The organism is Ruegeria sp. AM7, assembly GCF_056535965.1.
The window spans coordinates 328,727-352,259 of the sequence record NZ_JBQFJE010000003.1 but is presented as its reverse complement, the minus strand read 5'-3'; the positions used below and the strand labels follow the sequence as shown (position 1 = coordinate 352,259).

Annotated in this window: 17 protein-coding genes, 4 tRNA genes and 3 rRNA genes; 10 read left to right on the top strand and 14 right to left on the bottom strand. The window is 55.8% G+C overall.

Annotated features, from left to right (window positions below; all coding sequences use genetic code 11):
* Positions 1-222: 222 nt before the first annotated feature.
* From ACR3EG_RS05415 to ACR3EG_RS05385, 7 genes are all read right to left on the bottom strand, one after another.
* Entirely contained in the window at positions 223-1,281 is a 1,059-nt protein-coding gene (locus ACR3EG_RS05415; RefSeq protein WP_480502231.1) for a formylglycine-generating enzyme family protein, read from the bottom strand.
* A 400-nt stretch (positions 1,282-1,681) separates the two neighbouring features.
* Positions 1,682-1,758, bottom strand: a tRNA-Met gene (locus ACR3EG_RS05410).
* 120 nt (positions 1,759-1,878) lie between these two features.
* A 5S ribosomal RNA gene (rrf, locus tag ACR3EG_RS05405) occupies positions 1,879-1,993 on the bottom strand.
* A 187-nt stretch (positions 1,994-2,180) separates the two neighbouring features.
* Positions 2,181-5,043: ribosomal RNA gene (locus ACR3EG_RS05400) — 23S ribosomal RNA — on the bottom strand.
* A 681-nt stretch (positions 5,044-5,724) separates the two neighbouring features.
* A tRNA-Ala gene (locus tag ACR3EG_RS05395) sits at positions 5,725-5,800 on the bottom strand.
* 88 nt (positions 5,801-5,888) lie between these two features.
* Positions 5,889-5,965: transfer RNA gene (locus tag ACR3EG_RS05390), tRNA-Ile, on the bottom strand.
* 234 nt (positions 5,966-6,199) lie between these two features.
* Positions 6,200-7,654, bottom strand: a 16S ribosomal RNA gene (locus tag ACR3EG_RS05385).
* Together the 16S, 23S and 5S rRNA genes with 3 tRNA genes alongside form the textbook arrangement of a ribosomal RNA operon.
* A 915-nt stretch (positions 7,655-8,569) precedes the next feature.
* Here ACR3EG_RS05385 and ACR3EG_RS05380 point away from each other — a divergent pair.
* The 4 genes from ACR3EG_RS05380 (at position 8,570) to ACR3EG_RS05365 (ending at position 12,493) form a co-directional block, all read left to right on the top strand.
* Positions 8,570-9,325, top strand: a complete 756-nt coding sequence (locus ACR3EG_RS05380; RefSeq protein WP_480483520.1) for a 5-oxoprolinase subunit B family protein — start codon at positions 8,570-8,572, stop codon at positions 9,323-9,325.
* Positions 9,322-10,320, top strand: a complete 999-nt coding sequence (locus tag ACR3EG_RS05375) for a 5-oxoprolinase subunit C family protein (RefSeq protein WP_480483518.1) — start codon at positions 9,322-9,324, stop codon at positions 10,318-10,320. Before ACR3EG_RS05380 ends, ACR3EG_RS05375 begins: the two co-directional genes overlap by 4 nt.
* Positions 10,321-10,333: 13 nt before the next feature.
* Positions 10,334-11,095: a LamB/YcsF family protein gene (locus tag ACR3EG_RS05370; RefSeq protein ID WP_480483516.1), complete on the top strand. Its 762-nt coding sequence runs from the start codon at positions 10,334-10,336 to the stop codon at positions 11,093-11,095.
* A gap of 150 nt (positions 11,096-11,245) precedes the next feature.
* Positions 11,246-12,493: a hypothetical protein gene (locus ACR3EG_RS05365; protein WP_480483514.1), complete on the top strand. Its 1,248-nt coding sequence runs from the start codon at positions 11,246-11,248 to the stop codon at positions 12,491-12,493.
* Positions 12,494-12,644: 151 nt separating this feature from the next.
* On the opposite strand, the gene ACR3EG_RS05360 is transcribed toward ACR3EG_RS05365, so the two are convergent.
* Together ACR3EG_RS05360 and ACR3EG_RS05355 are read right to left on the bottom strand one after the other, a co-directional pair.
* Positions 12,645-14,021, bottom strand: coding sequence for a D-alanyl-D-alanine carboxypeptidase family protein (locus ACR3EG_RS05360; RefSeq protein WP_480483512.1), 1,377 nt, complete (start codon positions 14,019-14,021; stop codon positions 12,645-12,647).
* A gap of 281 nt (positions 14,022-14,302) precedes the next feature.
* Positions 14,303-15,004: an HAD family hydrolase gene (locus ACR3EG_RS05355; protein ID WP_480483510.1), complete on the bottom strand. Its 702-nt coding sequence runs from the start codon at positions 15,002-15,004 to the stop codon at positions 14,303-14,305.
* Between the two features lie 93 nt (positions 15,005-15,097).
* On the opposite strand from ACR3EG_RS05355, the gene clpS reads away from it, so the two are divergent.
* From clpS to hemF, 4 genes are read left to right on the top strand one after another with little or no spacing between them, the layout of a single operon-like run.
* Positions 15,098-15,439 carry an ATP-dependent Clp protease adapter ClpS gene (clpS, locus tag ACR3EG_RS05350; protein WP_170356801.1) on the top strand — a complete coding sequence of 114 codons (342 nt, stop codon included), beginning with the start codon at positions 15,098-15,100 and terminating at the stop codon, positions 15,437-15,439.
* A gap of 24 nt (positions 15,440-15,463) precedes the next feature.
* Positions 15,464-16,429 (top strand): class I SAM-dependent methyltransferase, encoded by a 966-nt coding sequence (locus ACR3EG_RS05345; RefSeq protein ID WP_480483508.1) that lies wholly within the window; start codon positions 15,464-15,466, stop codon positions 16,427-16,429.
* A gap of 37 nt (positions 16,430-16,466) precedes the next feature.
* A complete protein-coding gene (locus tag ACR3EG_RS05340) occupies positions 16,467-17,264 on the top strand; it encodes an SDR family NAD(P)-dependent oxidoreductase (protein WP_170356805.1) in 798 nt (265 codons plus the stop codon).
* Positions 17,265-17,268: 4 nt separating this feature from the next.
* Entirely contained in the window at positions 17,269-18,153 is an 885-nt protein-coding gene (gene hemF, locus ACR3EG_RS05335) for an oxygen-dependent coproporphyrinogen oxidase (RefSeq protein WP_480483506.1), read from the top strand.
* Here hemF and ACR3EG_RS05330 read toward each other — a convergent pair whose 3' ends face one another.
* From ACR3EG_RS05330 to modA, 5 genes are all read right to left on the bottom strand, one after another.
* Positions 18,154-18,567 carry a hypothetical protein gene (locus ACR3EG_RS05330; protein WP_480483504.1) on the bottom strand — a complete coding sequence of 138 codons (414 nt, stop codon included), beginning with the start codon at positions 18,565-18,567 and terminating at the stop codon, positions 18,154-18,156.
* Positions 18,568-18,707: 140 nt separating this feature from the next.
* The gene (locus tag ACR3EG_RS05325) at positions 18,708-19,115 is read right to left on the bottom strand and encodes a hypothetical protein (protein WP_480483502.1); all 408 of its coding nucleotides are present in this window, start codon (positions 19,113-19,115) and stop codon (positions 18,708-18,710) included.
* Between the two features lie 84 nt (positions 19,116-19,199).
* Positions 19,200-20,297, bottom strand: a complete 1,098-nt coding sequence (gene modC, locus ACR3EG_RS05320; RefSeq protein ID WP_209198332.1) for a molybdenum ABC transporter ATP-binding protein — start codon at positions 20,295-20,297, stop codon at positions 19,200-19,202.
* Entirely contained in the window at positions 20,294-20,986 is a 693-nt protein-coding gene (gene modB, locus ACR3EG_RS05315) for a molybdate ABC transporter permease subunit (RefSeq protein ID WP_480483500.1), read from the bottom strand. Before modB ends, modC begins: the two co-directional genes overlap by 4 nt.
* A 3-nt stretch (positions 20,987-20,989) precedes the next feature.
* Positions 20,990-21,769, bottom strand: a complete 780-nt coding sequence (gene modA / locus ACR3EG_RS05310) for a molybdate ABC transporter substrate-binding protein (RefSeq protein ID WP_480483498.1) — start codon at positions 21,767-21,769, stop codon at positions 20,990-20,992.
* A 225-nt stretch (positions 21,770-21,994) separates the two neighbouring features.
* Between modA and ACR3EG_RS05305 the strand changes: the two genes are divergently transcribed.
* Complete coding sequence (locus ACR3EG_RS05305; protein ID WP_480483496.1) at positions 21,995-23,248, top strand: aminotransferase class V-fold PLP-dependent enzyme; 1,254 nt, start codon at positions 21,995-21,997, stop codon at positions 23,246-23,248.
* Between the two features lie 62 nt (positions 23,249-23,310).
* Positions 23,311-23,386 (top strand) — tRNA-Val (locus ACR3EG_RS05300).
* Positions 23,387-23,533: the final 147 nt, after the last annotated feature.

Here is a 23,533-nt window from a genome sequence, read left to right as displayed (position 1 = left end):
TTGTAATCAATTACTCTACTAAGCGAAAAACTTTGACCCCCGGCCGAAATGCCGGTTCCCAAATGGAGCACGTCACCTTTGTGAGTAGGCCCTTTACTAAGCTCGAGTGGAAGAGGTATCCCGGGAATTTTAACTCTGACAGGTTCGCCATGGCTTGTTGGAAGCCCCGCAAATGGTCCGGGTGCGGTATTGGGATCTCTATCGCCATGTGTGCACGTCATATTAATTCTCCATTAATTTATCGTAGTTTTGAAATTCTCTGAGTACGCGAAACCCAACGTATCTTGCCCGACTTCCGTATATGGTACGCCCTCGAGAAGCGGTGCGCGCGAAGTCCATTGCACGCCTGTAGGCTCCGCCACGAGTGACGTTGAATTCGCACACAGTCGAATTAGCGTTTTGAAAGTAAAGGCTGGAAGTCGGCCACCCTTCGTATCTCGTGGACCAACAAGACATCGTCAATTCCGCAACATTTCCTGACATATGCCTCAGACCCCAAGCGTTCGCGGCATTGAGTCGATCAACCTGTACAGGTAGCCGGCGTGAGACTAGATCTGGGCGATCTACTCCCAACATTTTCGCAGTCGCGGAGCCGCTAAAGTTTGCTTGTTCAGCAGAAACCTCTTCGCCCTGGGCAAACGGCGTCTGAGTTCCCGCCCGCGCGGCGTATTCCCATTCCGCTTCAGTGGGCAGCCGATATACCTCGGCTCCAACCTTTTGATTAAGCCAATTCGTGTAATTTATTGCGTCATCAAACGAGACGTAGATAACCGGAAAGCTTCCAGTCAATGGCACGCATGAACCGTCGAACTGAGGAATACAGTTTTTCGGCACGATCCCGCCACAACCCCCATCTTGAACACACGCCATCCATTGATCGTAGGTTACTTCGTTGCGGCCCATTGCAATTGGAATGTCGATTTCCACGCGGTGAACCGGACCCTCATGCTTTGCGATATACGGCGCTTCCGGTGTAGCTGTACGCGTTTTCCCATCAGCGAAATAAGTAGTTCTCCGAGATTCCCCCTGCGGCCCTCCCATCATGAACTCGCCAAGCGGCAACGCGATCATTTCGGGACAGACGTCGCATTCCTGGAACATCTCAAGCGGGGCAACAGTCGTGCCGTCCTCCAGCTGGTATTCCGCAGAAATAGCCACTGTTGGGAGTGTCAGTAGCACAGCGAAAGGTAGTATTTTCCGCCACAACCCTAAAGTGTATGGAGTTTCTTGGCCAGTTTTACCCGGGAACGCCCCAAAAAGAGGATTAGACCATTTAAGCATATTCGCCACTCAACACTATGAGTCTCAGCCAAAAATATTCGTTCAATTTCAATTCGCTGGTTAAACATCAGCGAACTGGCAAGACTCACAAAAACTTTATCAATAGTGAAACTGTTAACGAGAGACGAACAATCCGTCAACTTATGAGAGATCACAATTTGGGATTTTAATTATATTCTTCTATTACATTTCTTCTTATTGACTGAGCAGAAATCGTAGGCTTTTCCCGCTCGTTTCAAACTTGGTGGAGAACCATGAGTCATGACGTGACGTGGTGTTGCGCGTCTACCACAGTGCGAGTTCGCTCCTGTTGCTTCCACAGTGCTTCCAGTTGTGTTTGTATAAATAGAAACGCCGCCCTAAGGCGGCGTGTAAGTGCTTGATATCTGACTGGAAGTATTGGTTGCGGGAGTAGGATTTGAACCTACGACCTTCAGGTTATGAGCCTGACGAGCTACCGGGCTGCTCCATCCCGCGACACTTTTGTTGGTCTACGGCCTATATGGCTAGTTGAGACCATTCTTGGCCTATTGCTTTCGCAATTTGAGGCCGGGTCGTGTTTTGCTGATCGTTTAGAGAGATATGGGCTTTTTCTAGGTTTGGCGGTGACCTACTCTCCCGGGGCTTAAGCCCAAGTACCATTGGCGCGGCAGTGCTTAACTTCCGGGTTCGGGATGGGACCGGGTGTTTCACTTGCGCTATGACCACCAAACCGAGGAAAAGCCCTCGGTCGACTTTCTTGCTGTGCAAGAAAGCGACTATGCAGGAGGCAGCGTATTCGCGAAGCGGATGCGCATTCCTGCACGGTTGTTATGTCAATCAACATCGTCGTTTGAAGCGACGAAGTCATCCATGTTTACTGAGGTGTATGTTTTTGATTTGTCTTTCCATTACTGGATCAAATCAAGCCTATCGGGCGATTAGTACCGGTCAACTGAACGCATTACTGCGCTTACATCTCCGGCCTATTGACGTGGTGGTCTTCCACGGCCCTCAGGGAGACCTTGTTTTGAGGGGGGCTTCCCGCTTAGATGCCTTCAGCGGTTATCCTGTCCGATCATAGCTACCCAGCACTGCCGTTGGCACGACAACTGGTCCACCAGTGGATCGTTCACCCCGGTCCTCTCGTACTAGGGGCAACTCCTCTCAAGTCTCCTACACCCACGGCAGATAGGGACCGAACTGTCTCACGACGTTCTAAACCCAGCTCACGTACCTCTTTAAACGGCGAACAGCCGTACCCTTGGGACCTGCTCCAGCCCCAGGATGAGATGAGCCGACATCGAGGTGCCAAACACTGCCGTCGATATGGACTCTTGGGCAGTATCAGCCTGTTATCCCCGGCGTACCTTTTATCCGTTGAGCGATGGCCCTTCCACTCGGGACCACCGGATCACTATGGCCGTCTTTCGACTCTGCTCGACTTGTCAGTCTTGCAGTCAGGCTGGCTTCTGCCATTGCACTCAACGAGCGATTTCCGACCGCTCTGAGCCAACCTTCGCGCGCCTCCGTTACGCTTTAGGAGGCGACCGCCCCAGTCAAACTACCCGCCACGCAGGGTCCCGGATCCGGATAACGGACCGCGGTTAGACATCAAGAGTGCGAAGGGTGGTATCTCAAGGGAGGCTCCACAGGGACTTGCGTTCCTGCTTCAAAGCCTACCACCTATCCTGCACATCACAATCCTGATGCCAGTGCGAAGCTGTAGTAAAGGTGCACGGGGTCTTTCCGTCTAACCGCGGGAAGCCTGCATCTTGACAGGCAATTCAATTTCGCTGAGTCGATGTTGGAGACAGCGGGGAAGTCGTTACGCCATTCGTGCAGGTCGGAACTTACCCGACAAGGAATTTCGCTACCTTAGGACCGTTATAGTTACGGCCGCCGTTTACCTGGGCTTCAATTCAAGGCTCTCACCTCTCCTTTTAACCTTCAGGCACCGGGCAGGCGTCAGACCCTATACGTCGTCTTGCGACTTCGCAGAGCCCTGTGTTTTTAATAAACAGTCGCCACCCCCTGGTTTGTGCCCCCAGCCCCTAGTTGCCTAGGAACCGGGCCTCCTTCTCGCGAACTTACGGAGGTATTTTGCCGAGTTCCTTCAACATCGTTCTCTCAAGCGCCTTGGTATGCTCTACCAGTCCACCTGTGTCGGTTTAGGGTACGGTCTTACAGGAGGGCTATTTCCAGGAACCTCTTAGCAGCCCATTCAATCCAATAAGGATGAACTACCTTCGAGATCCGTCACCACTCCACGGCTCAGGAATATTAACCTGATTCCCATCGCCTACGCCTTTCGGCCTCGGCTTAGGGGCCGGCTTACCCTGCTCAGATTAGCTTTAAGCAGGAACCCTTGGACTTTCGGCGAGAGTGTCTCTCACACTCTTTGTCGCTACTCATGTCATCATTCTCACTAGTGATCTCTCCACGGGATCGCTCACGCGCCCGCTTCATCGAAAACACTCTATCCTGCGCTACCGCCTATTCGGCTACTTGAGCGCGATTGCTCGCGCCAAATGACCGGCGATAATACAGGATGAGTGCTATGTCACACTACGCTCTGCTACCGATGCTTACGCATCCCTAGACTTCGGCTCATGGCTTGAGCCCCGTTACATCTTCGCCGCAGGACAACTTATTTAGACCAGTGAGCTGTTACGCTATCTTTAAAGGATGGCTGCTTCTAAGCCAACCTCCTGGTTGTTTTGGTCGTCCCACCTGCTTTCCCACTTAGCCATGAATTGGGGGCCTTAGTCGTAGGTCAGGGTTGTTTCCCTCTCCACTACGGACGTTAGCATCCGCAGTGTGTCTGCCATCTAGTACTCCCGGGTATTCGGAGTTTGGTTAGGATCAGTAAGCCTGTGTACATTACCCATCCAGTGCTCTACCCCCCGGGGTATTCGGATGACGCTCTACCTAAATAGATTTCGCAGAGAACCAGCTATCTCCGAGTTTGATTGGCCTTTCACCCCTAGGCACAGCTCATCCCGATCCTTTTCAACGGATGTGGGTTCGGTCCTCCAGTAAGTGTTACCTTACCTTCAACCTGGCCATGCCTAGATCACTCGGTTTCGGGTCTGATCCCACGAACTCATACGCCCTATTAAGACTCGCTTTCGCTACGCCTACACCTAACGGCTTAAGCTTGCTCGTGAGACCAAGTCGATGACCCATTATACAAAAGGTACGCCGTCAGATCTCGAGGATCCTCCGACTGATTGTAGGCGTTCGGTTTCAGGTACTGTTTCACTCCCCTCGTCGGGGTGCTTTTCACCTTTCCCTCACGGTACTGGTTCACTATCGGTCAGCAAGGAGTACTTAGCCTTCGAAGGTGGTCCTCCGATCTTCAGACAGAATTTCACGTGTTCCGCCCTACTTAATACGTCCATCAAAGCTTCCTATACGGGGCTGTCACCCGCTATGGCCACGCTTCCCAACGTGTTCTAGTCACTTATCCGGCTCGGCTGGTCCCCGTTCGCTCGCCGCTACTAGGGGAGTATCAATTGATTTCCTTTCCTCCGGGTACTTAGATGTTTCAGTTCCCCGGGTTTGCCTTTATAACCCTATGTATTCAGGTCATAAATACCTGGTTATGCTCATTATTGATTAGCAGAGCTAACAATAACAAACATTCAGGTGGGTTGCCCCATTCAGAAATCCATGGATCAAAGCTTATTCTCAGCTCCCCATGGCTTATCGCAGAGTATCACGTCTTTCATCGCCTCTTGCTGCCAAGGCATTCACCAAACGCCCTTCTCGCGCTTGATTTGATCCAGAAAAAGAAAGACACACGATAGTTGTGCTACCGCCTATTCGGCTACTTGAGCACGATGTCTGCTCCGAACTTCGTTCTTCGCAGACTATGTATCAATCAAGACCGCCCAGCTGGTAACTAAAGGCAGTCATTCTTCTGAACCAAAAACATACATTTCCCGCCCCGCCACTTGGACGAGGACAAATGAGCAACCCCATATGGTCTCTCAGCCGTGCAGCTGATCAACGCAGGTCGCTCGGGTTAGTATATTAGACTTGGACAACTCTGTTCGTTTCGATCGGGATACGCACTCCAGGCCGGCTAGACCCAAACTGCGCCGCTTATCCCCTATATGTCCTACCGCCTATTCGGCTACTTGAGGACGAAGATAAGAACGACCGAGATCAGTGCCACACTCGGCACGATCAAACAGTGTTGATTGATTTCTCTCTATACGATGTCAAATGATCTCCGGAGGAGATCGTTTGGGTGCGAGGCAGCGTATTCTCAAAGAGAATGCGCGTTCGCACACCATAGTCTGTAAGAACAGACATCTCAACATTCCCAAAAATGCTCAAAAACCTGTTCTGTTATGGATATCAGCACCTGGCATGGCTACCGGGTGACGCTCTCATTGCTTTTGCTTCACAAAAGCAACTGCCGCGCACTCTTCTCATTTGCCAGCAAATGAGAAGTGGTGGAGCCTAGGAGGATCGAACTCCTGACCTCCTGAATGCAAATCAGGCGCTCTCCCAGCTGAGCTAAGGCCCCATCTGCGAAGACCTCAACCGAGTGCCTCTCGTGACATTCGGCTTCGCCGAATGCACTGCCGCACTCGTTTTTTGCTTCGCAAAAAACGTGGTGGGTCGAGGAGGACTTGAACCTCCGACCTCACGCTTATCAGGCGTGCGCTCTAACCACCTGAGCTACCGACCCAGCTGATTTTGCTCCGCAAAATCGGCGTCGCCCGGCAGGCGATTTGCAAAGCAAATCTGCCGAGAGGGCCAGCTTGCCTTAAGCAAAACCGATCTGCATGAGCAGTAGCTCACGCTATGTCTGAAGAGATATGAGGACGGCTCGGTCCATGAGTTTGATCAACTTTGTTTGTTGATCTTCTGCTAAGTGTTTCACGATCAAGAGCAAGCTCTGTGATGCTAGAAACATCCTTAGAAAGGAGGTGATCCAGCCGCAGGTTCCCCTACGGCTACCTTGTTACGACTTCACCCCAGTCGCTGATCCTACCGTGGCCGCCTGCCCCCCGAAGGTTAGCGCAGCGTCGTCGGGTAGAACCAACTCCCATGGTGTGACGGGCGGTGTGTACAAGGCCCGGGAACGTATTCACCGCGTCATGCTGTTACGCGATTACTAGCGATTCCGACTTCATGGGGTCGAGTTGCAGACCCCAATCCGAACTGAGACAGTTTTTGGGATTAACCCATTGTCACTGCCATTGTAGCACGTGTGTAGCCCAACCCGTAAGGGCCATGAGGACTTGACGTCATCCACACCTTCCTCCCGCTTATCACGGGCAGTTTCCTAGAGCGCCCAGCCGAACTGCTGGCAACTAAGGATGTGGGTTGCGCTCGTTGCCGGACTTAACCGAACATCTCACGACACGAGCTGACGACAGCCATGCAGCACCTGTCACTAGGTCACCGAAGTGAAAGACCCATCTCTGGGCCGGTCCTAGGATGTCAAGGGTTGGTAAGGTTCTGCGCGTTGCTTCGAATTAAACCACATGCTCCACCGCTTGTGTGTACTCGTCAATTCCTTTGAGTTTTAATCTTGCGACCGTACTCCCCAGGCGGAATGCTTAATCCGTTAGGTGTGTCACCGAATAGCATGCTACCCGACGACTGGCATTCATCGTTTACGGTGTGGACTACCAGGGTATCTAATCCTGTTTGCTCCCCACACTTTCGCACCTCAGCGTCAGTATCGAGCCAGTGAGCCGCCTTCGCCACTGGTGTTCCTCCGAATATCTACGAATTTCACCTCTACACTCGGAATTCCACTCACCTCTCTCGAACTCTAGACCGATAGTTTTGGAGGCAGTTCCGGGGTTGAGCCCCGGATTTCACCCCAACTTTCCGATCCGCCTACGTGCGCTTTACGCCCAGTAATTCCGAACAACGCTAACCCCTCCGTATTACCGCGGCTGCTGGCACGGAGTTAGCCGGGGTTTCTTTACCTGCTACCGTCATTATCTTCACAGGCGAAAGAGCTTTACGACCCTAAGGCCTTCATCACTCACGCGGCATGGCTGGATCAGGGTTGCCCCCATTGTCCAAGATTCCCCACTGCTGCCTCCCGTAGGAGTCTGGGCCGTGTCTCAGTCCCAGTGTTGCTGATCATCCTCTAAAACCAGCTATAGATCGTAGGCTTGGTAGGCCATTACCCCACCAACTACCTAATCTAACGCGGGCTAATCCTTTGGCGATAAATCTTTCCCCCGAAGGGCTCATACGGTATTACTCTCCGTTTCCAGAGGCTATTCCGTACCAAAGGGTATATTCCCACGCGTTACTAACCCGTCCGCCGCTCACCCCGAAAGGCGCGCTCGACTTGCATGTGTTAGGCCTGCCGCCAGCGTTCGTTCTGAGCCAGGATCAAACTCTCAAGTTGAAAAGCATTGCTGCTTATCCTTGACGTTCGAACCTCTGCACATCTTTAGTTGTGCTACCGCCTATTCGGCTACTTGAGCACAGGTAGCTTACGCTACGCTGCAGCTACTCGAGCACAATCAGGCGACACCCCCAGCCGGCTAGCCGGGAGTACAACTAAAGTCATCTGTTTGTTGTGCTTCTGGTTTCATCAGAAACCGAAAGCCGTACAAACAGTGAAGCTGACACTCTATCATCGGCGCTACCGCTTACGCTACTTGAGCGCAGGCATCGAACCTAAGAGCGCGATATACAGACATTCAATCCGTCGAAACGAACCAAACCGCCCACATATCTCTTCAGTTATCCATCAATGTCAAAGAACAAACACCCAGAGCCAAAAACCAAGCCGTTGCGCCAATCAACTCAGCGCGCCCGCCTAAACCCTAACCTCAGATGCCCCCGGTCTCTCCCGAGCGTCTCAACCGTCTTTCCAGTCCGTCAGCACCGTCTCCAGCACCCCAGCACCGCCTCAGCAGCGCCGGTGAAGGGGGTTCTAAGGGCTACCCAACAAAGCCGCAAGCAGAAAATTTGAAAAATGCCATTTTTTTTGCATTATTTTGTTTTTCCATTTGAAAACAACGATCTAATCACCAGCCATCGACGTCATTTTCCTCCAATTCAGCGTCAAACAACAGCCCAAGGTATTGGATGACAACAAGGCGGGGCGAACAATGCCCTATATATAGTGAACAGTAAGCAGACAGATACTAGAAGCTCTCGACTCGTGCGTCTCTTTGCGAGTCGAAACCTGCGGCGCAAAAGCGGGATTCCGGCAGCCACAGCGTGTCAAAAGTAAATCCACGCGCTCAAATGCTTGCGTATCAACTGCGGATGCGGTCAGGTCACGGCAACCAAGCTGAATTGACGAAATTCCATGACCCAAGTGCCCGATCATAAATTCCCGCGCGTGCGCACCGTCGGATATGACGGTTTGCTGGTTTCCTTTGGTGACGCAATGGAGGAATCCTCGAACCGGGCAGCCTTGGCGTTTCGCGATCTCGTCGACAGCGAAAACTGGGAAGGCGTACTTGAAACCTCGGCCACTTTGGCATCCGCTTATATACGGTTCGATACCAAACTTTTATCACATGCCGACCTCGATGCCAGGGTACGCGGGGCTTTGGGCCACCAAGACTGGTACTCTGCGCCCATGCCCATGGGACGCAGGTTCTGGCGCGTTCCAACAGTATACGGCGGTGAGCTTGCACCCCAGCTTGGCGACGCGGCACACGCAGCAGGGTTAAGCGTCGAGGAAGCTGTCCGTCGCCTGTCGGAAACTCGCGTCCGTGTCCTGACGATTGGGTTCGCGCCGGGGCAGCCATATCTGGGCCCGCTTGGACCCGAGTTCAACATACCCCGACTTCAGGATTTAACCCCGATGGTGCCCGAGGGCGCGCTGGTTCTGGCAATATCGCAGTTCGTACTTTTTTCAGGCCCAACTCCGACGGGATGGAGGCATGTCGGCCAAACCGCGTTCCGATGCTTTCGCCCCGAAGCAGAACACAGCTTTGCCCTGCGCCCCGGCGACGAAATGCAGTTCGTGCCGATTTCCCGAGACGCGTTGGAGGATATCCGCGCAAACAACGCCGACGGCACGGGCGGCGCAACTTGTCAGGAGATCAAGCAGTGACTCTGACCGTTCTGCGCATCGGCCCGGCCTGCTCAATTCAGGACCAGGGACGTATTGGATATCTGGATCAAGGTTTGTCCAGATCCGGGGCTGCTGACATCCTTGCCCTGCACGAAGGAGCTGCGCTGTTGGACCAGAGCCCCGAACTTGCAGCGTTGGAAATGGCGGGCATGGGTGGAGAGTTCGAAGCGAACCAAACCACATGTTTTGCCCTCACCGGCGCACCGATGCAGGCCAGTATTGATGGAAGTCCTGTGCCGTGGAATGCCTCTCATCAGATCGAGGCCGGGCAACGATTGGTGATCGGAGCTGCGCTGCGTGGCAGCTATGGCTACCTTCATCTTGGTGGCGGCATAGACGTGCCAGAATTTTTGGGGTCCCGCTCAACGCATCTGACCGCAAAGATTGGGCGAGTTGTTCAGCAAGATGACATACTGAATAGCCCCAAGGGCGCGGGGCGTGCTGGTTGGAAGTTAAGACCGGAGGACAGGTTCTCGGGCGGACTTTTGCATGTAGTCGCCAGTTTTCAGACATCATTGTTTGATCAAAGCACCTTGGACCGGTTTGCCGCCACCAGCTTTACGCGCGGTGCAAGGGCCAACCGCATGGGGATGCAATTGGAAAGCGACGGACCCGGATTTGCGGCAAAAGGGCAGCTGAATATCCTGTCCGAGATCATCACACCCGGCGACATCCAAATGACCGGCACTGGAAACCCGTTTATCCTGCTGCCCGAATGCCAGACCACCGGGGGTTACCCACGTATCGCCACGGTCTTGCCTTGCGACATCCCTCGGGCGGCACAAACGCCAGCGGGTGCTGAAATTCGGTTCGAATTCGTGACGCTTGAGGAGGCTGCGACGCTACAGGCCCGCCACTCGGCTGACCTGATCCGGCTAAACGGTCAGATCGAACCGTTGGTGCGCAATCCCCATGACATCCCGGACCTGTTGTCCTACCAATTGATCGACGGAATGATCTCTGCCACCGACTAAAGGAGTGTTGCCGATGCCCAGCGTCGATCTGAATGCCGATATGGGGGAAAGCTTTGGCCCCTGGAAGATGGGCGATGACGATAGTCTGCTGAGGATCATCACCTCGGCCAATATCGCTTGTGGCTTTCACGCGGGTGATTGGGATGTGATGGCGCAGACGATGAAGCTGGCCGCTGAAAACGGCGTCGGTATCGGCGCGCATCCCGGCTTTCCTGATCTGCAGGGGTTTGGCCGCAGAAACATGAAAATCCCTCATGCGTCCCTGCGCAATCTGGTGCGGTATCAATTGGGGGCAGCTTTAGGCATGGCCAAGGCGGTTGGAACGCAGGTCCGGCACCTGAAACTACACGGCGCGTTGGCCAATATGTGCTCGGTTGATGTGGATATGGCGCGCGCCTGCTATCAGGGTGCGCTGGACGTGGATCCCGATATCATCATCATGGTGCTGGCCGTCACCAAACAGGAAGAAGCTGTACGCGACCTTGGCTGCAAATGGGTCGGAGAGATCTTTGCCGACCGCGCTTACAATGACGACGGAACGCTGGTGGATCGAAGCCTGCCCGGAGCAGTCATTCACGACCCTGAACTTGCCGGGCCACGCATCCTGAACATGGTGCGCGAAGGGGCCATCATCACTGAATCCGGCAAACGACTGGAAACCTCGATCGACACAATATGTCTGCACGGGGACGGCCCTACGGCGGTGCAAATCGCAGCTTCGGTGCGGGAAAACCTGATCACTGGCGGGGTCGATGTGACGAAATTCATCCGCTGATCAGATTGGCTTAAGACAGCACGCGTATACCGTTGGTGTTGCCGGGGTCAGGTTCAGCCCCTAGCATGACCACAAGTTCATGTTCTGAGTGCCACAATCCCGGCAACACCCTGCACCACCTGCAAAGCGCAGGAGCAAGGAGATAGCTTTATGTCTTTTGATCTGATGTCCTACGAACCCCGCGGCGACAAGAAAAACTCGGAGTTCTTCAACGAGTATTTGCCAAAAATCTACGAACGCCGCGCCAGCTCGGGCGTTGCCGACCTGGTCGGGGCGATGAAGGCCATCGTGATACAGGTCGAATCCGATGCACTGTTTGACACATTGGTCGAGCTTTACGTAATGACGCCCTATCGCCACACAGCCAGCTATCTGGGGCGCACGCATAAATTCTCGGTCCTGCATTCACATTCCGACTACCCTGCCCTGGTCGTAATGGCACCGCTCAGCCCAGCTTTCGAAGACTTTATTCCCCGTATCAACCGCATGTATCCGCTGGCCCGAAAGACTCCGCAAACCCGATATGTCGGAGAGGTCTTCGGCGCGTCGGACCTAACCGCGCTGACCCAAACGCTGGAGGATCAGAATATTCGGTTCGAGTATTCAGGCGACACCGAAAATCCGTTCTACACACTGCAGGGTTTTCAGTTCACTACACCTTCGGATTTCACCTGTAATCGGGTTGGCTATTCCAATCTGGACTTCAACGACACGGATAGCCTCGGTCTGGGCGACCGTGTTCTATTGAGCGACAGTGAGCAAGCTCGTCTGAATCAGGCTGCCGCGTTTGGGACCGACAGCAATATCGCACCGCTCATGCTAGGTATTGATCACCTCGCCACGCGTGTTCTTGCCGGAGAACGCGAGGACGCAATCCTCGAGTTCCTGACCATGGTGCCCTACTACTTCTGGGGCGCGTACAACATCTTCGACATGAATTCTTCCACCAATGTGAACCGAAACCCAAACGTAGATGACGACAAGAAATCACCTGCCAAAGTGTTCACCGCCAACAACACGCCGTCCTTCGTGAATTCCTTCGCCAAGCTGCCGATGCCGACCGAGGATTTTGTCCGCAATTTCGGCCGTCGCCTACATCACATGGCGATCGAGATTCAGGATGGCGATCACGGCGCGGGTGAAAAGAACGTGGATTTCGTGGTGAATACGCTCAAGGACAAGGGCGTGCCATTTCTGGCCCATGTAGTAGGCGAGTGCAAAGACGATCCGAACCTCAAGCAGATCTTCTCAAAACACTCAAAAAACACGCTGCTGATCACGGAATACATTGAACGCTGCCACAAATATGATGGCTTTTTCACCAAGGACAATGTCGCCGCGTTAACCGCTGCCGCCGGTCAGGATGAGCAGTACCAGCACGGTCATGTGTTCGACTAATGCCTGCAAGCATTTCCGAAACGCTCTGGGACACGAACGTCCCGAAAATGGCAAACGCGTCGCGGGATGTTCGCACGTTAGCCCAACTCCGAAAAAAAAGGCTGCGAGTTCCCTCGCAGCCCCATCCAATCAGGAGAGAGAATGTCGGGTTTTATGACGGCCCGATCATGAAACAGGTGACATTTCGGGCCTGCAACCTGCGGCAAGCCAGATCGGCCTGTTCGCGGGTCATGCCCTGGAACGTCGCATCGAAACCCCGTGAGCTTTGATTCACCTTGCGCAAGGTTCCTTCCAAAGTGGTCATTTCAGCCAAAGCGGTTTTCAGCAGCACCTTCTCGGCCTCGTAGCGCGTGGTATACCGACCCACATTGACGCCCCAAAGATGCCCGCCCGAAGTAGAAAGACGGGTGACAATTTCCCTTTCCGGCTCTGGCTGAGCAGCCGGGTTGGTCGACGCCAGAACCAGATCATCAGGACGAGGCGCCGGGCGCACCGTTCCGTCATCCGGGGTCTGGATATCAGCCGCTGCGATTGCCGCAGCAATGCCATCCTGAATTCTGCTTTCGTCTTTTGCCGCTGTCGCGGCAACTGTTCCGGCGACTTGAACTGCAGCTGCGCGGCGCAACACGGGCCGCAGGCTGGCCGTAGGTGCAGTGGTCAGGCGCGCGACCTGCGCATTCAGGCCCGCATTTCCAGCGTAAGCCGGACGGGCAGGTTTGCGGATGGGCGCACGGGATGGAGCGCGTCGGAAGCCCATATCCAGCAACTCAGCCACTTTGGCATTGCGCGATGCGCCGGATTTTCCGCCGAAGACGGTCGCGATGATCCGCTCATCCTTACGCTTGGCCGAGGCTACCAGATTGAAGCCCGCCGCTCGTGTGTATCCAGTCTTGATCCCATCGGCACCCTTATAGGCGGCCAAAAGGCGGCGGTTGGTGTTCGGAACCGTTTTGATCCCTGCATGAGTCGATTGACGTGAAAACAGGTTGTAATACTGCGGATAATCATAGAGGAGATGCCGCCCAAGCGTCGTCATGTCCCGCGCGGTCGACAAGTGGCCGGACTCGGTCAATCCATGCGCATTCTTGAAGGTTGTGCGGCTCATACCCATGGCTTTGGCGGTGCGCGTCATACGGCGGGCAAACGCGGCCTCGGATCCACTAATGGCAATCCCGATGGCGGTCGCCGCGTCATTGGCGGATTTCACGGCGGCCGCGCGGATCAGGTACCGAAACGCAATCCGCTGACCCGAGCGCAGCCCCAGCTTGGACGGGGGCTCTGCCGCAGCTGCTTTGGTGATACGTACTTGCGTATCCAACTCGATCTCACCATTCCGGACAGCCTCGAACGCGATATAGAGCGTCATCATCTTGGTCAGAGAAGCCGGGTGAAGTCGGGTATCTGCGTTGCGCGAGTGCAAAACCTCACCCGTGCGCGCGTCAATTACCATCGCCGCATAGGGCGCGGCAACCGATTGCAACGGCGCAAAAGAAAGCAGCCACACGAATGCTATAAGAAATAAGCCCATTCGGGCCGGAACTGTCCGCCGAACCTGCACGATCTTTGCCTCTGTCTACCTCGGGCCGCCGGGTTTTCCCGGTCAGCAATTAATTTATTTTATTACCCGTAAGGCTAACACAGAGGACGTCCGAAATAAACCGAAAGCTGGTAAATTCGATCTTTCTTTCGGCGTGCAGTCACCCGCAACATATGGTCGACTTGCACACCTCAACCACTAAATCGTCCTCAGATTTGGTGCCGCCGTAAATAGCCTATTCAATTTTTTGTAACTGGGACCATTCGGCAACATCATGCAAGCGTGCGAACAAGGCTCGCTAAATCACCCAGATCCCGCAATTCCTTGTACCGGTTCGAACGGGTGGGGACCTCGGCTTTTTCGATCTCCCAGACCAGCCCATGGGGGACGTAGACCCCCCAGCAGCCAGCCTCAATCGGAGCCACTACGTCGGATCGCATCGAATTGCCGACCATCATCGCTTGGGTAGGGCCGGTGCCATGGCGCGCAAATATTTCATGATAGGTTTCAGCCGTCTTTTCTGAAACGATCTCGACCTCGTCAAAAAGCTCGCCCAAACCAGATTGCGCCAGCTTCCTTTCTTGATCAATCAGGTCGCCTTTGGTGATCAGCACAACCTTGTGAGTCGCCCCGACTGCTTCGACCGCTTCGCGGGCATGGGGAAGCAGTTCGATCGGATGGGCCAACATCTCTTGCCCCGCGTCGATCAACTGGCGAATGACCGAAGCCGGGACACGATCTTCGGTGACCTCGATCGCGGTTTCTATCATCGACAGAATGAAGCCTTTGATTCCATACCCATAGTGTCGGATGTTGCGTCTTTCTGCAGCAAGCAGACGATCCATCAGATGATCCCGTTCGGCATGGTCCGCAAGCAGATCGGCGAAATAGGCCTGCGTCAGTTGAAAGAACCGTTCGTTGTGCCACAACGTATCATCAGCATCGAACCCGACGATGGTCAGCTTGTCTTCCATTGCGATTACGTCCTGCTGGCTCTTTTCTCTGGCCCCTAGGACGTTATATAACCGCTCAGATAAACCGAAGCCTGAATCGGACTTTTGCGCGCAATGTTTGAAAACCCTTGGATGATGTCTGACAATTCGGACGACGACGGCGACTCGTCCGTCCTGATTCAGACGCGCCCTAAAACCAAGCGCCCACCGCTGTACAAGGTGCTGCTGCTGAATGACGACTACACCCCGATGGAGTTCGTTGTGCACGTGCTGGAGCGCTTTTTCGGCATGACCCACGCCGAAGCGTTCGAGATCATGCTGACCGTGCACAAGAAAGGCGTCGCCGTGGTTGGCGTATTCAGCCACGAGATCGCCGAGACCAAAGTGGGTCAGGTGATGGACTTTGCTCGCCGACACCAGCACCCCCTGCAATGCACAATGGAACGCGAAGAGTAGCGTCTGCTCTTCCAACGAACGCGTATGTCCCCTCGCCTTGATCTTGCCCTGAACAGCGGCCTTGCGCTGTCACAGCCGCTGACGGTGATCGGGCCGACACCAGCCCATGACCTGTCCGAGCTGCCTCGCGAAACGCAGGTAGTACAGCCCTTCAAACCGTTCCATGATCATTTCGCGGCACAAGGTTTTGACGTTAGCCCCGAGACCCGTGATCCATGCCAGGATGCGGTGATATTCCTACCCCGCGCAAAAGCTTTGGCCCGCAGCCTTGTTCAACAGGCCTGCTTGCGCGCCAAGGGTACGATTGTGGTGGACGGGGCCAAAACCGATGGGGTGGACAGCCTGCTGAAGGACATCCGTAAGCGCGTGCCGGTCGAAGGGCCAATTTCCAAAGCGCATGGCAAGATCTTCTGGTTTGCCTCTGATCCAGAGGCTTTCGCCGACTGGGCCGCGCCCCATGGGCAAATGGTGGACGGCTTTACGACCGCGCCCGGTGTGTTTTCGGCGGACGGAGTGGACCCGGCCTCGGCCCTGTTGCTGGGCGCCCTGCCCGCAAAATTGGGCGCACGGGTGGCCGATCTGGGTGCGGGCTGGGGGTATCTGTCTGCCAACGTGTTGCAAAAACAGGGCTTACGCGCCCTATACTTGGTTGAGGCCGACCACATCGCCCTGACTTGTGCAAAGGCCAATATCACCGATGACCGGGCGTCTTTTCACTGGACCGACGCGGTAACTTGGCGCGCGCCCGAGGGGCTGGACGCCGTCGTTATGAACCCGCCCTTTCACACCTCGCGCAGCGCAGACCCCGCGCTGGGTCAGGGCTTTATTCAATCCGCCGCACGTAATCTCGCAAAACATGGTGAGCTGTGGATGGTGGCCAACCGCCACCTGCCTTACGAAACCACGCTGAACGAAGCTTTCTCGCGCGTCGACGAAGTCACTGGCGACAACCGGTTCAAGGTGTTCCACGCCTCTCGCCCTCGGCGGTGATCCCGGTTAATCTGCGCGCAACTCAGGGAGAAAACGCATGTCCTTTTCCATAGCAGGCAAGACCGCCATCGTCACCGGTGGCGCCAATGGCGTCGGGCTAGCCATTGGGCGGCATTTCGCGGATGCGGGTGCCAATGTGATGTTTGCCGACATGGATGAAAAGCGGCTGACCGACGAGTTGGGCGAGCAGGCCGACGACAGCAATATCCGCTTTTTCGCGGGCGATTTACGGGAAAAGCTGACCATCGCAAACCTGCTTTCCGCCACGATAGACGCCTTTGATCAGGTGGATATCCTGATCAACGGGTCGCGGCAGGTTATCCCGTCCGATCCGTTGGATACAGATGACGACTCGGTCAAAACCCTGCTGAATCAGAATTTGATGCCAGCCCTGCGCCTCAGCCAGGCTGTCGCCAAACGCATGATCAAACAATCCGGAGAAGGAGACGGCCCTGCCGGATCGATCATCAACCTGTCTTCGATAGCCGCACGTCGAACACATCCGGATCTGATGGCCTATTCCGTCTCGACCGCTGCGCTGGATCAGATGACGCGGTCACTGGCCGTGGCTTTCGCCCCGCACCGCATCCGCGTGAACTCGATCGCGCTGGGTTCGGTCATGAGCGCCTCGTTGCAGTCCACGCTCAAGGAAAACCGCGATTTCCGAGACGATATCGAAAAGCACACCCCGTTGGCCCGCATCGCCGCCCCGACCGAACTGACCGAGACGGCGCAGTTTCTGGCCTCGGACGCGGCAGGTTTCATCACCGGGCAAATCCTGACCATTGACGGAGGCCGCACCCTGCTGGACCCCGTCGCAGCACCGGCGCACTGACCCCATGTTTGACACCGAAAAATCTACCGCCTCCGCGTGGTTCCGCACCCTGCGCGACCAGATCGTAACTGCGTTCGAAGCCCTGGAAGACAGCCACGACACTGGGCCGTTTTCCGACGCCACCCCCGGCCGCTTCGAAGTGAAGGAAACCACCCGCCATTCAGACGACGGATCAGACGCAGGCGGCGGTTTGATGTCGGTGATGCGCGGCGGGCGCGTGTTTGAGAAAGTGGGCGTCAATATATCGACCGTTTACGGCACGCTGGGCGAGCGGGCACAGCAGGCTATGGCTGCGCGCAAAGGCATTCCGGGCATGACCGAAGACCCGCGCTTCTGGGCCTCGGGGATATCGCTGGTAGCCCATATGCAGAACCCACATGTGCCCGCCGTTCATATGAACACCCGCATGTTCTGGACGCCCCACGCCTGGTGGTTCGGCGGCGGGTCTGACCTGAACCCGTGTATCGAATATGACGACGACACCACACATTTCCACGCCACGCAAAAGGCGCATCTGGACCCGCATGGGCCTGCGCATTACCCGCGCCTCAAAGACTGGGCGGATGAGTATTTCTACATCCCGCACCGCAAACGCGCGCGCGGTGTGGGCGGCATCTTCATGGATGACTACTGTACCGGCGACTGGAGTGCCGATTTCGCACTGACGCAGGATATCGGCCGCGCCTTTTTGCCCGCTTTCCTGCCCTTGGTCGAAAAGCGCCGGGTGCAGGCGTTTGACGATGCAGACAAAAACACTCAACTGGTGCATCGTGGTCTGTATGCCGAGTACAACCTTGTCTACGACCGAGGCACCAAGTTCGGACTGGAAACCGGCCACGACCCAGATGCCGTTTTGATGAGCCTGCCTCCACTGGCGAAATGGGTGTGATTACTTCTTCATCCTGATATCCAGAACAGCGTCGTAACAATAGCTTTCAGCCTTGGATGCCGAGTAATTTTCGCCCACATACTTCACGGTGATCGAATGTTTGGATGTCGTGTCGGACTCAACTTGCGGGTCCAGGGAAAACTCTACGGTTCGAATACCCGGCTCATATGGTTTTGAAAGATAGATGCGCCGGGTCGACTCAGTTCCCAGTGTCCTGATCGCATAGTCCCCAATCCCGCACCAATACGCCAACGCAACTGATGACCCGACTACGTTCACTTCAAAATTGCCTGTTTGTAATGGCGTCACGTGAACTTGAAAGGTGGGGAATATACCAATACCCGGCTGATCCGCCTGAGCTTCCGCACAGAGAAGCAGCGCCAAAGCTAAAGGCATACATTTAAAGAGTTTCACGGTCGATTACCTCTGCGCAAGTCACAACAGCCCTCATTGGCCGCATACCTTGACTATGCAGCGTTGTTGAACCGCGAAGCGCTGGCAAAACACAAAAGCGTCATTCAGTCGTGATGAATCCCAGCAGAGCGTCCAGGCCCTCAGAATCCGAAATCGAGGAAATTGTCATAGCAATAGGTCTGCGCGGACCCCGCCGACAGGTTCTCGCCCACACGTTTGACCGTGACCGAGTATCCCGGAGTGGTATCGACCCCTTCTGGTGCGGTCAGTGAAAACTGAACCGTCCGGGTTTGTTTTTCATAGGCACGCGTGATGTAAATCCGCTGGGTCGCCTTGGTTCTGAGTGTTCGGATCGCATAATCCCCAATACCGCACCAATACGCGACCGGCGCTGAGGTCCCTCGGGTTGATACCTCGTAGATGCCATTGCCTTTGTCCGCCACGTCAACCCGGACCGCAGGGTTAAGATTCACTCCGAAACCGATCGCCTGAGCGACCCCTGGCAACAATACAATCGCCGCAATGGCAGGCATTTTCCGAAACCGCATAATCCCTTACCCTTTCACACTAAACACCACAGAACAAAGCATAGACAACATCACAGCCTAGTAAAGTTCCTGCACCACAACGTGCTATTCGCTCAGCACACGCCCGCCCACATTCTGTGGTGCCAGGGCAACCGTCTTGATTACCGCATAGCAAAGCTGGCCCGGTTGCAGGCCCAGCGCGTCGACCGAACGGCGAGTGATGCGAGCAAGAACAGATCCCGCCGGAGTTTTCACTGAAACGATCGCCCCCGGACCTTCGCCCGCGCGAATGGTGTCAACCGTGCCTTCCAGCATATTCAGCGCCGACAAACCCTCGGGCCGTTTGTTGGACAAGATGACCTCTTGGGCGGGGATACGGATTCGAAGGTCATCGCCAATCTGATGCGGAATACGCGGCAGGAACAGGCTTGTCCCGCCCGCGTTCAACTCGGTCAGACCATCGGAATGGTGCTTGGCTACCCGCACTTGAAGCACCGCCCCGACCGCGCGAATACCCGCAGGCGCAACCGATGGGTCGGCCAGAACTTCTGAGGCCGGACCGTGGCGCACAGCCTTTCCGTCTTGCAACGCCACAACCGACGTCGCCAGACGCGCCACTTCGGCGGCAGAGTGGGTGACGTACAGAATGGGCACCGACACCTCATCCCTGAGGCGTTCGAAATAGGGCAGGATCTCGGCCTTGCGCGCATCGTCCAGCGCCGCCAGCGGCTCGTCGGCCAAAATCAGGCGTGGGCTGGCCAGCAACGCCCGGCCAATGGCTACGCGCTGTTTCTCGCCCCCTGAAAGGCCAGCAGGACGGCGGTCCAGCAGATGGCCGATCCCCAACATTTCAATCACCTTGTCGGGGTTCTCGCGCGGCGCGCCCTTGGGTGCGAACCAACGACCGTATGACAGGTTTTGGCGCACCGTCAGGTGGGGGAACAGGCGTCCCTCTTGAAAGACATAGCCCAAACGCCGCTTATGCGGCGGAAGCCACAGATGTTTCTCGGTGTCGAACAGCTCCCATCCATCAACTGCGACACGGCCCGAAGTCGGTTTGAGCAATCCAGCGACGGCATTGACAACCGTCGTCTTACCCGAGCCCGAGCGTCCGAACAGAACAGTCACGCCGGACGGTGCGTCAAAATTGAGATCGAGTTTGATGTTGGGCAGATCATGCTGCAATCGGACAGAAAGGCTCATGACCCGGCCACTCTTGCTGCGACACGGCGGGCTATGAACTCTGACAGCAAAAGCGCGCTTAGAGCGATAACGACCGATATAACAACCAGCCGCGTTGCGGCCGCTTCACCGCCGGGAACCTGAAGAAAGGCGTAGACCGCTGACGGCAGCGTTTGGGTCTGCCCGGGGATATTGGACACGAAGGTAATGGTGGCGCCGAATTCGCCCATCGCCTTGGCAAAGGCCAGAATAGCCCCGGCGATAACGCCCGGCAGGATCATCGGCAGAGTGACGGTCGCAAACACCATAATGCGCGAAGCCCCCAATGTAGCCCCAGCCTGCTCTAGCTTGGGGTCCACCGCTTCGATCGACAAACGGATGGCGCGCACCATTAAAGGGAATGCCATGATCCCCGCCGCCAGCGCTGCACCGGTCCAACGGAATGCGAACACAATTCCGACTTCGGACAGGGCGCGACCCAACGGCCCCTGAATGCCAAAGGTCAGCAAGAGGAGGTAGCCCGTGACAACCGGCGGCAGGATCAACGGTAAGTGCACGAGCCCGTTCAAGACCTGTCGCCCCGGAAACCGCCAGCGGGCCAATGCATAGGCGGTGAAAACCCCAAAGGGCAATGTCACCAGCGTGGCCCAAAAGGATACGCGCAATGACAGCCTCAGGGCCTCAAGCTCTTCCGGACCCAACCATCCCATCGCTTATTGCTCCGGCAGGGAAAAGCCCTGCCTTTCAAAGATGTCTTGCGCTTCGGGCGACTGCAGATGCTCTAGAAACGCAAGTGCCTCTGGCCGGGCAGAGGTGGTCACACCAGCCGGGTAAATGATCGCGGGGTGCAAATCAGGCGAAAACTCAGCGAGTACGCGAACGCGGTCTTCGACCACGGTGTCCGATCGGTACACAATGCCCAAGGGCGCTGCTCCTGCCGCAACCAAAGCAAGCGCTGCACGCACATTGTCGGTTTGCGCCACTTGCCCCTGAACACTATCCCAAAGGCCCAGACTGCGCAGCGCCGCCTTGCCATAGATCCCAGCGGGTACAGCATCGACCAATGCCATGGCCAGATGCCCACCGGCCAAAGCCCCCGCCAAATCGGTTTCGGGGGTCACCTCGTGCATGTCGGGGGCCGAGGTACCGCCAATGAGAACCAGTCCATTGCCCAGCAGATCGACCCGCTTATTTGCTTCGATCAGGCCCTTGCCCTGCAGGACATCCATCCATTCGACATTCGCCGAAATGAACACATCCGCCGGTGCGCCCAGCTGAATCTGACGCGCCAGAACCGAGGAAGCCGCATAGGAAACCGTGATCTCTTGTCCTGTCTGTGCCTCGAACGCCGGAGCGATCTCGTCCAGAGCATTCTTCAGACTGGCTGCTGCAAAGACCAGTACGCCGTCTGCCCCCGCGCGCAGCGGAGCCAGTGTAAACATAGCCAGAGTGATGGCCGCAAGAAGTACACGAAGCAGACGTGACAGGATCATCTCATTCCCGCCCCTCGGGGTTAAGGTCCTCTTGGGGATATCTGAGGCACCGGGGGGCGTGCAAGCGCCGATGCGCCGCAGGTTCACCCAAAGGGCAGAGATTGCTGGAAAATCCTTGCCCCAAGCCATTTTCGTCAACAGACTCAGCGACAATGTCGCAAACGATCTTGATCCTGATACATGTCACGGGGATGCTGCGCGCGAGTCAGGAACAGGAAAGCCGACATGTTGCACACTATCCCAGGTTTGATTGACGCCGTACGCGCGCGTTTTGCCCATGTCGAAAGCTGTCCCTTTCAAGGGCCCCGGATTTTCTTTGAAAACGCAGGTGGGGCCCTGACGTTGAATTCCGTGGTCGAGACGTCGGCCAAGTTCGCCGCTATCCCTGACAATCAGGGGCGCGACAACGTCGCCAGCCATGCGCTTGTCGACATCATCAACACCGCCAAGGCTGACTTAGCTTTGTTCATGAATGCGCCGACGGGTCAGTTTTTTGTTGGAGAAAGTGGGACCGAACTTCTGTTTCGTATGATCCGCACCGCTTGCGTGAACGCGCCCAAAGGCGGCAAGGTCATCGGCAGTTCCATCGAACATCCCGCCAGTCGCAGCGCCGCCCGCCGCTGGGCTGACATTGCTGGGCTGGACTATGTCAACGTCCAGCACGACAACGATACAGGTCTCGTCACCGCCGAGGCATTCCGGGCTGCAATGACTCCGGACGTCTGTGTCGCCACAATCGTTCACGCCTCGCCGGTCACAGGTATGGGGATGGATGTGGCAGCCATCGCGCGGGCCATTCGTGAGGTCTCGCCCGAGTGTTTCATCATTGTGGACGGTATTCAGCACGCGGCTCACGGGCAGTTGGATATCAACAGCTACAATGTCGATGGTTATGCAATCTCACCCTACAAAGTGTTCTCGCGCCACGGGTATGGCGTTGCATGGATATCGGACCGGCTGACCGCCCTTCCCCACGACCAATTGATCGACGCCCCGTCTGAAGGGTGGGAATTCGGAACCCGCGACACCGGTGCTTACGCGACCATGTCCGACGTGGTGGCTTATTTCGGGTGGCTGGGCGACCGGGTCTCGGACCACACGGACCGCCGCGCCCGGATCGAGGCTGCTGGCCGTGCCATTCACGCCTACGAATCGCATCTGACAGATGCAATGATCAACGGCACCGGCAATCTGCCGGGCCTGCGCGATATGGAGCATGTTTCAATTCTTGGCGGCGCAAACAACCCTGCCCGCGAAGGGTTGGTTTCAATTGTCGTGCGGGAGATCCCCTCTGCCGATGTTGTTACACGCCTGAATGATCAGGGCATCCGAACCCACATCCGCAAAGCCGATCACTACAGCGGCAACGTTCTGACCCCGCTGGGCCTGAACGACTGCATTCGCATATCGCTTTGTCACTATAACACCGAACAAGAAGTCGCCTATTTGCTTGCCGCAGTGAACGAGATGACAGCTTGATCAAATAATTTCTTACAGACCCTCTTGCACCCGGGCGCTGGCTTGGCTAAATGCACCGTCACGGGTGATTAGCTCAGTTGGTAGAGCGCTTCGTTTACACCGAAGATGTCGGGAGTTCGAGTCTCTCATCACCCACCATCCTTTCCCTCAATGTATCAAGGTTTTACGCGACCAGCGCCTTCTGCTGTTCTGCGCATGAAACTGTGTCCGCTGCGCCTCCGCTGCACTTAAACGGAAAAGATGTCTCCTACACAGGAGATATGCAGACAATGCTGCTGTCAGGTG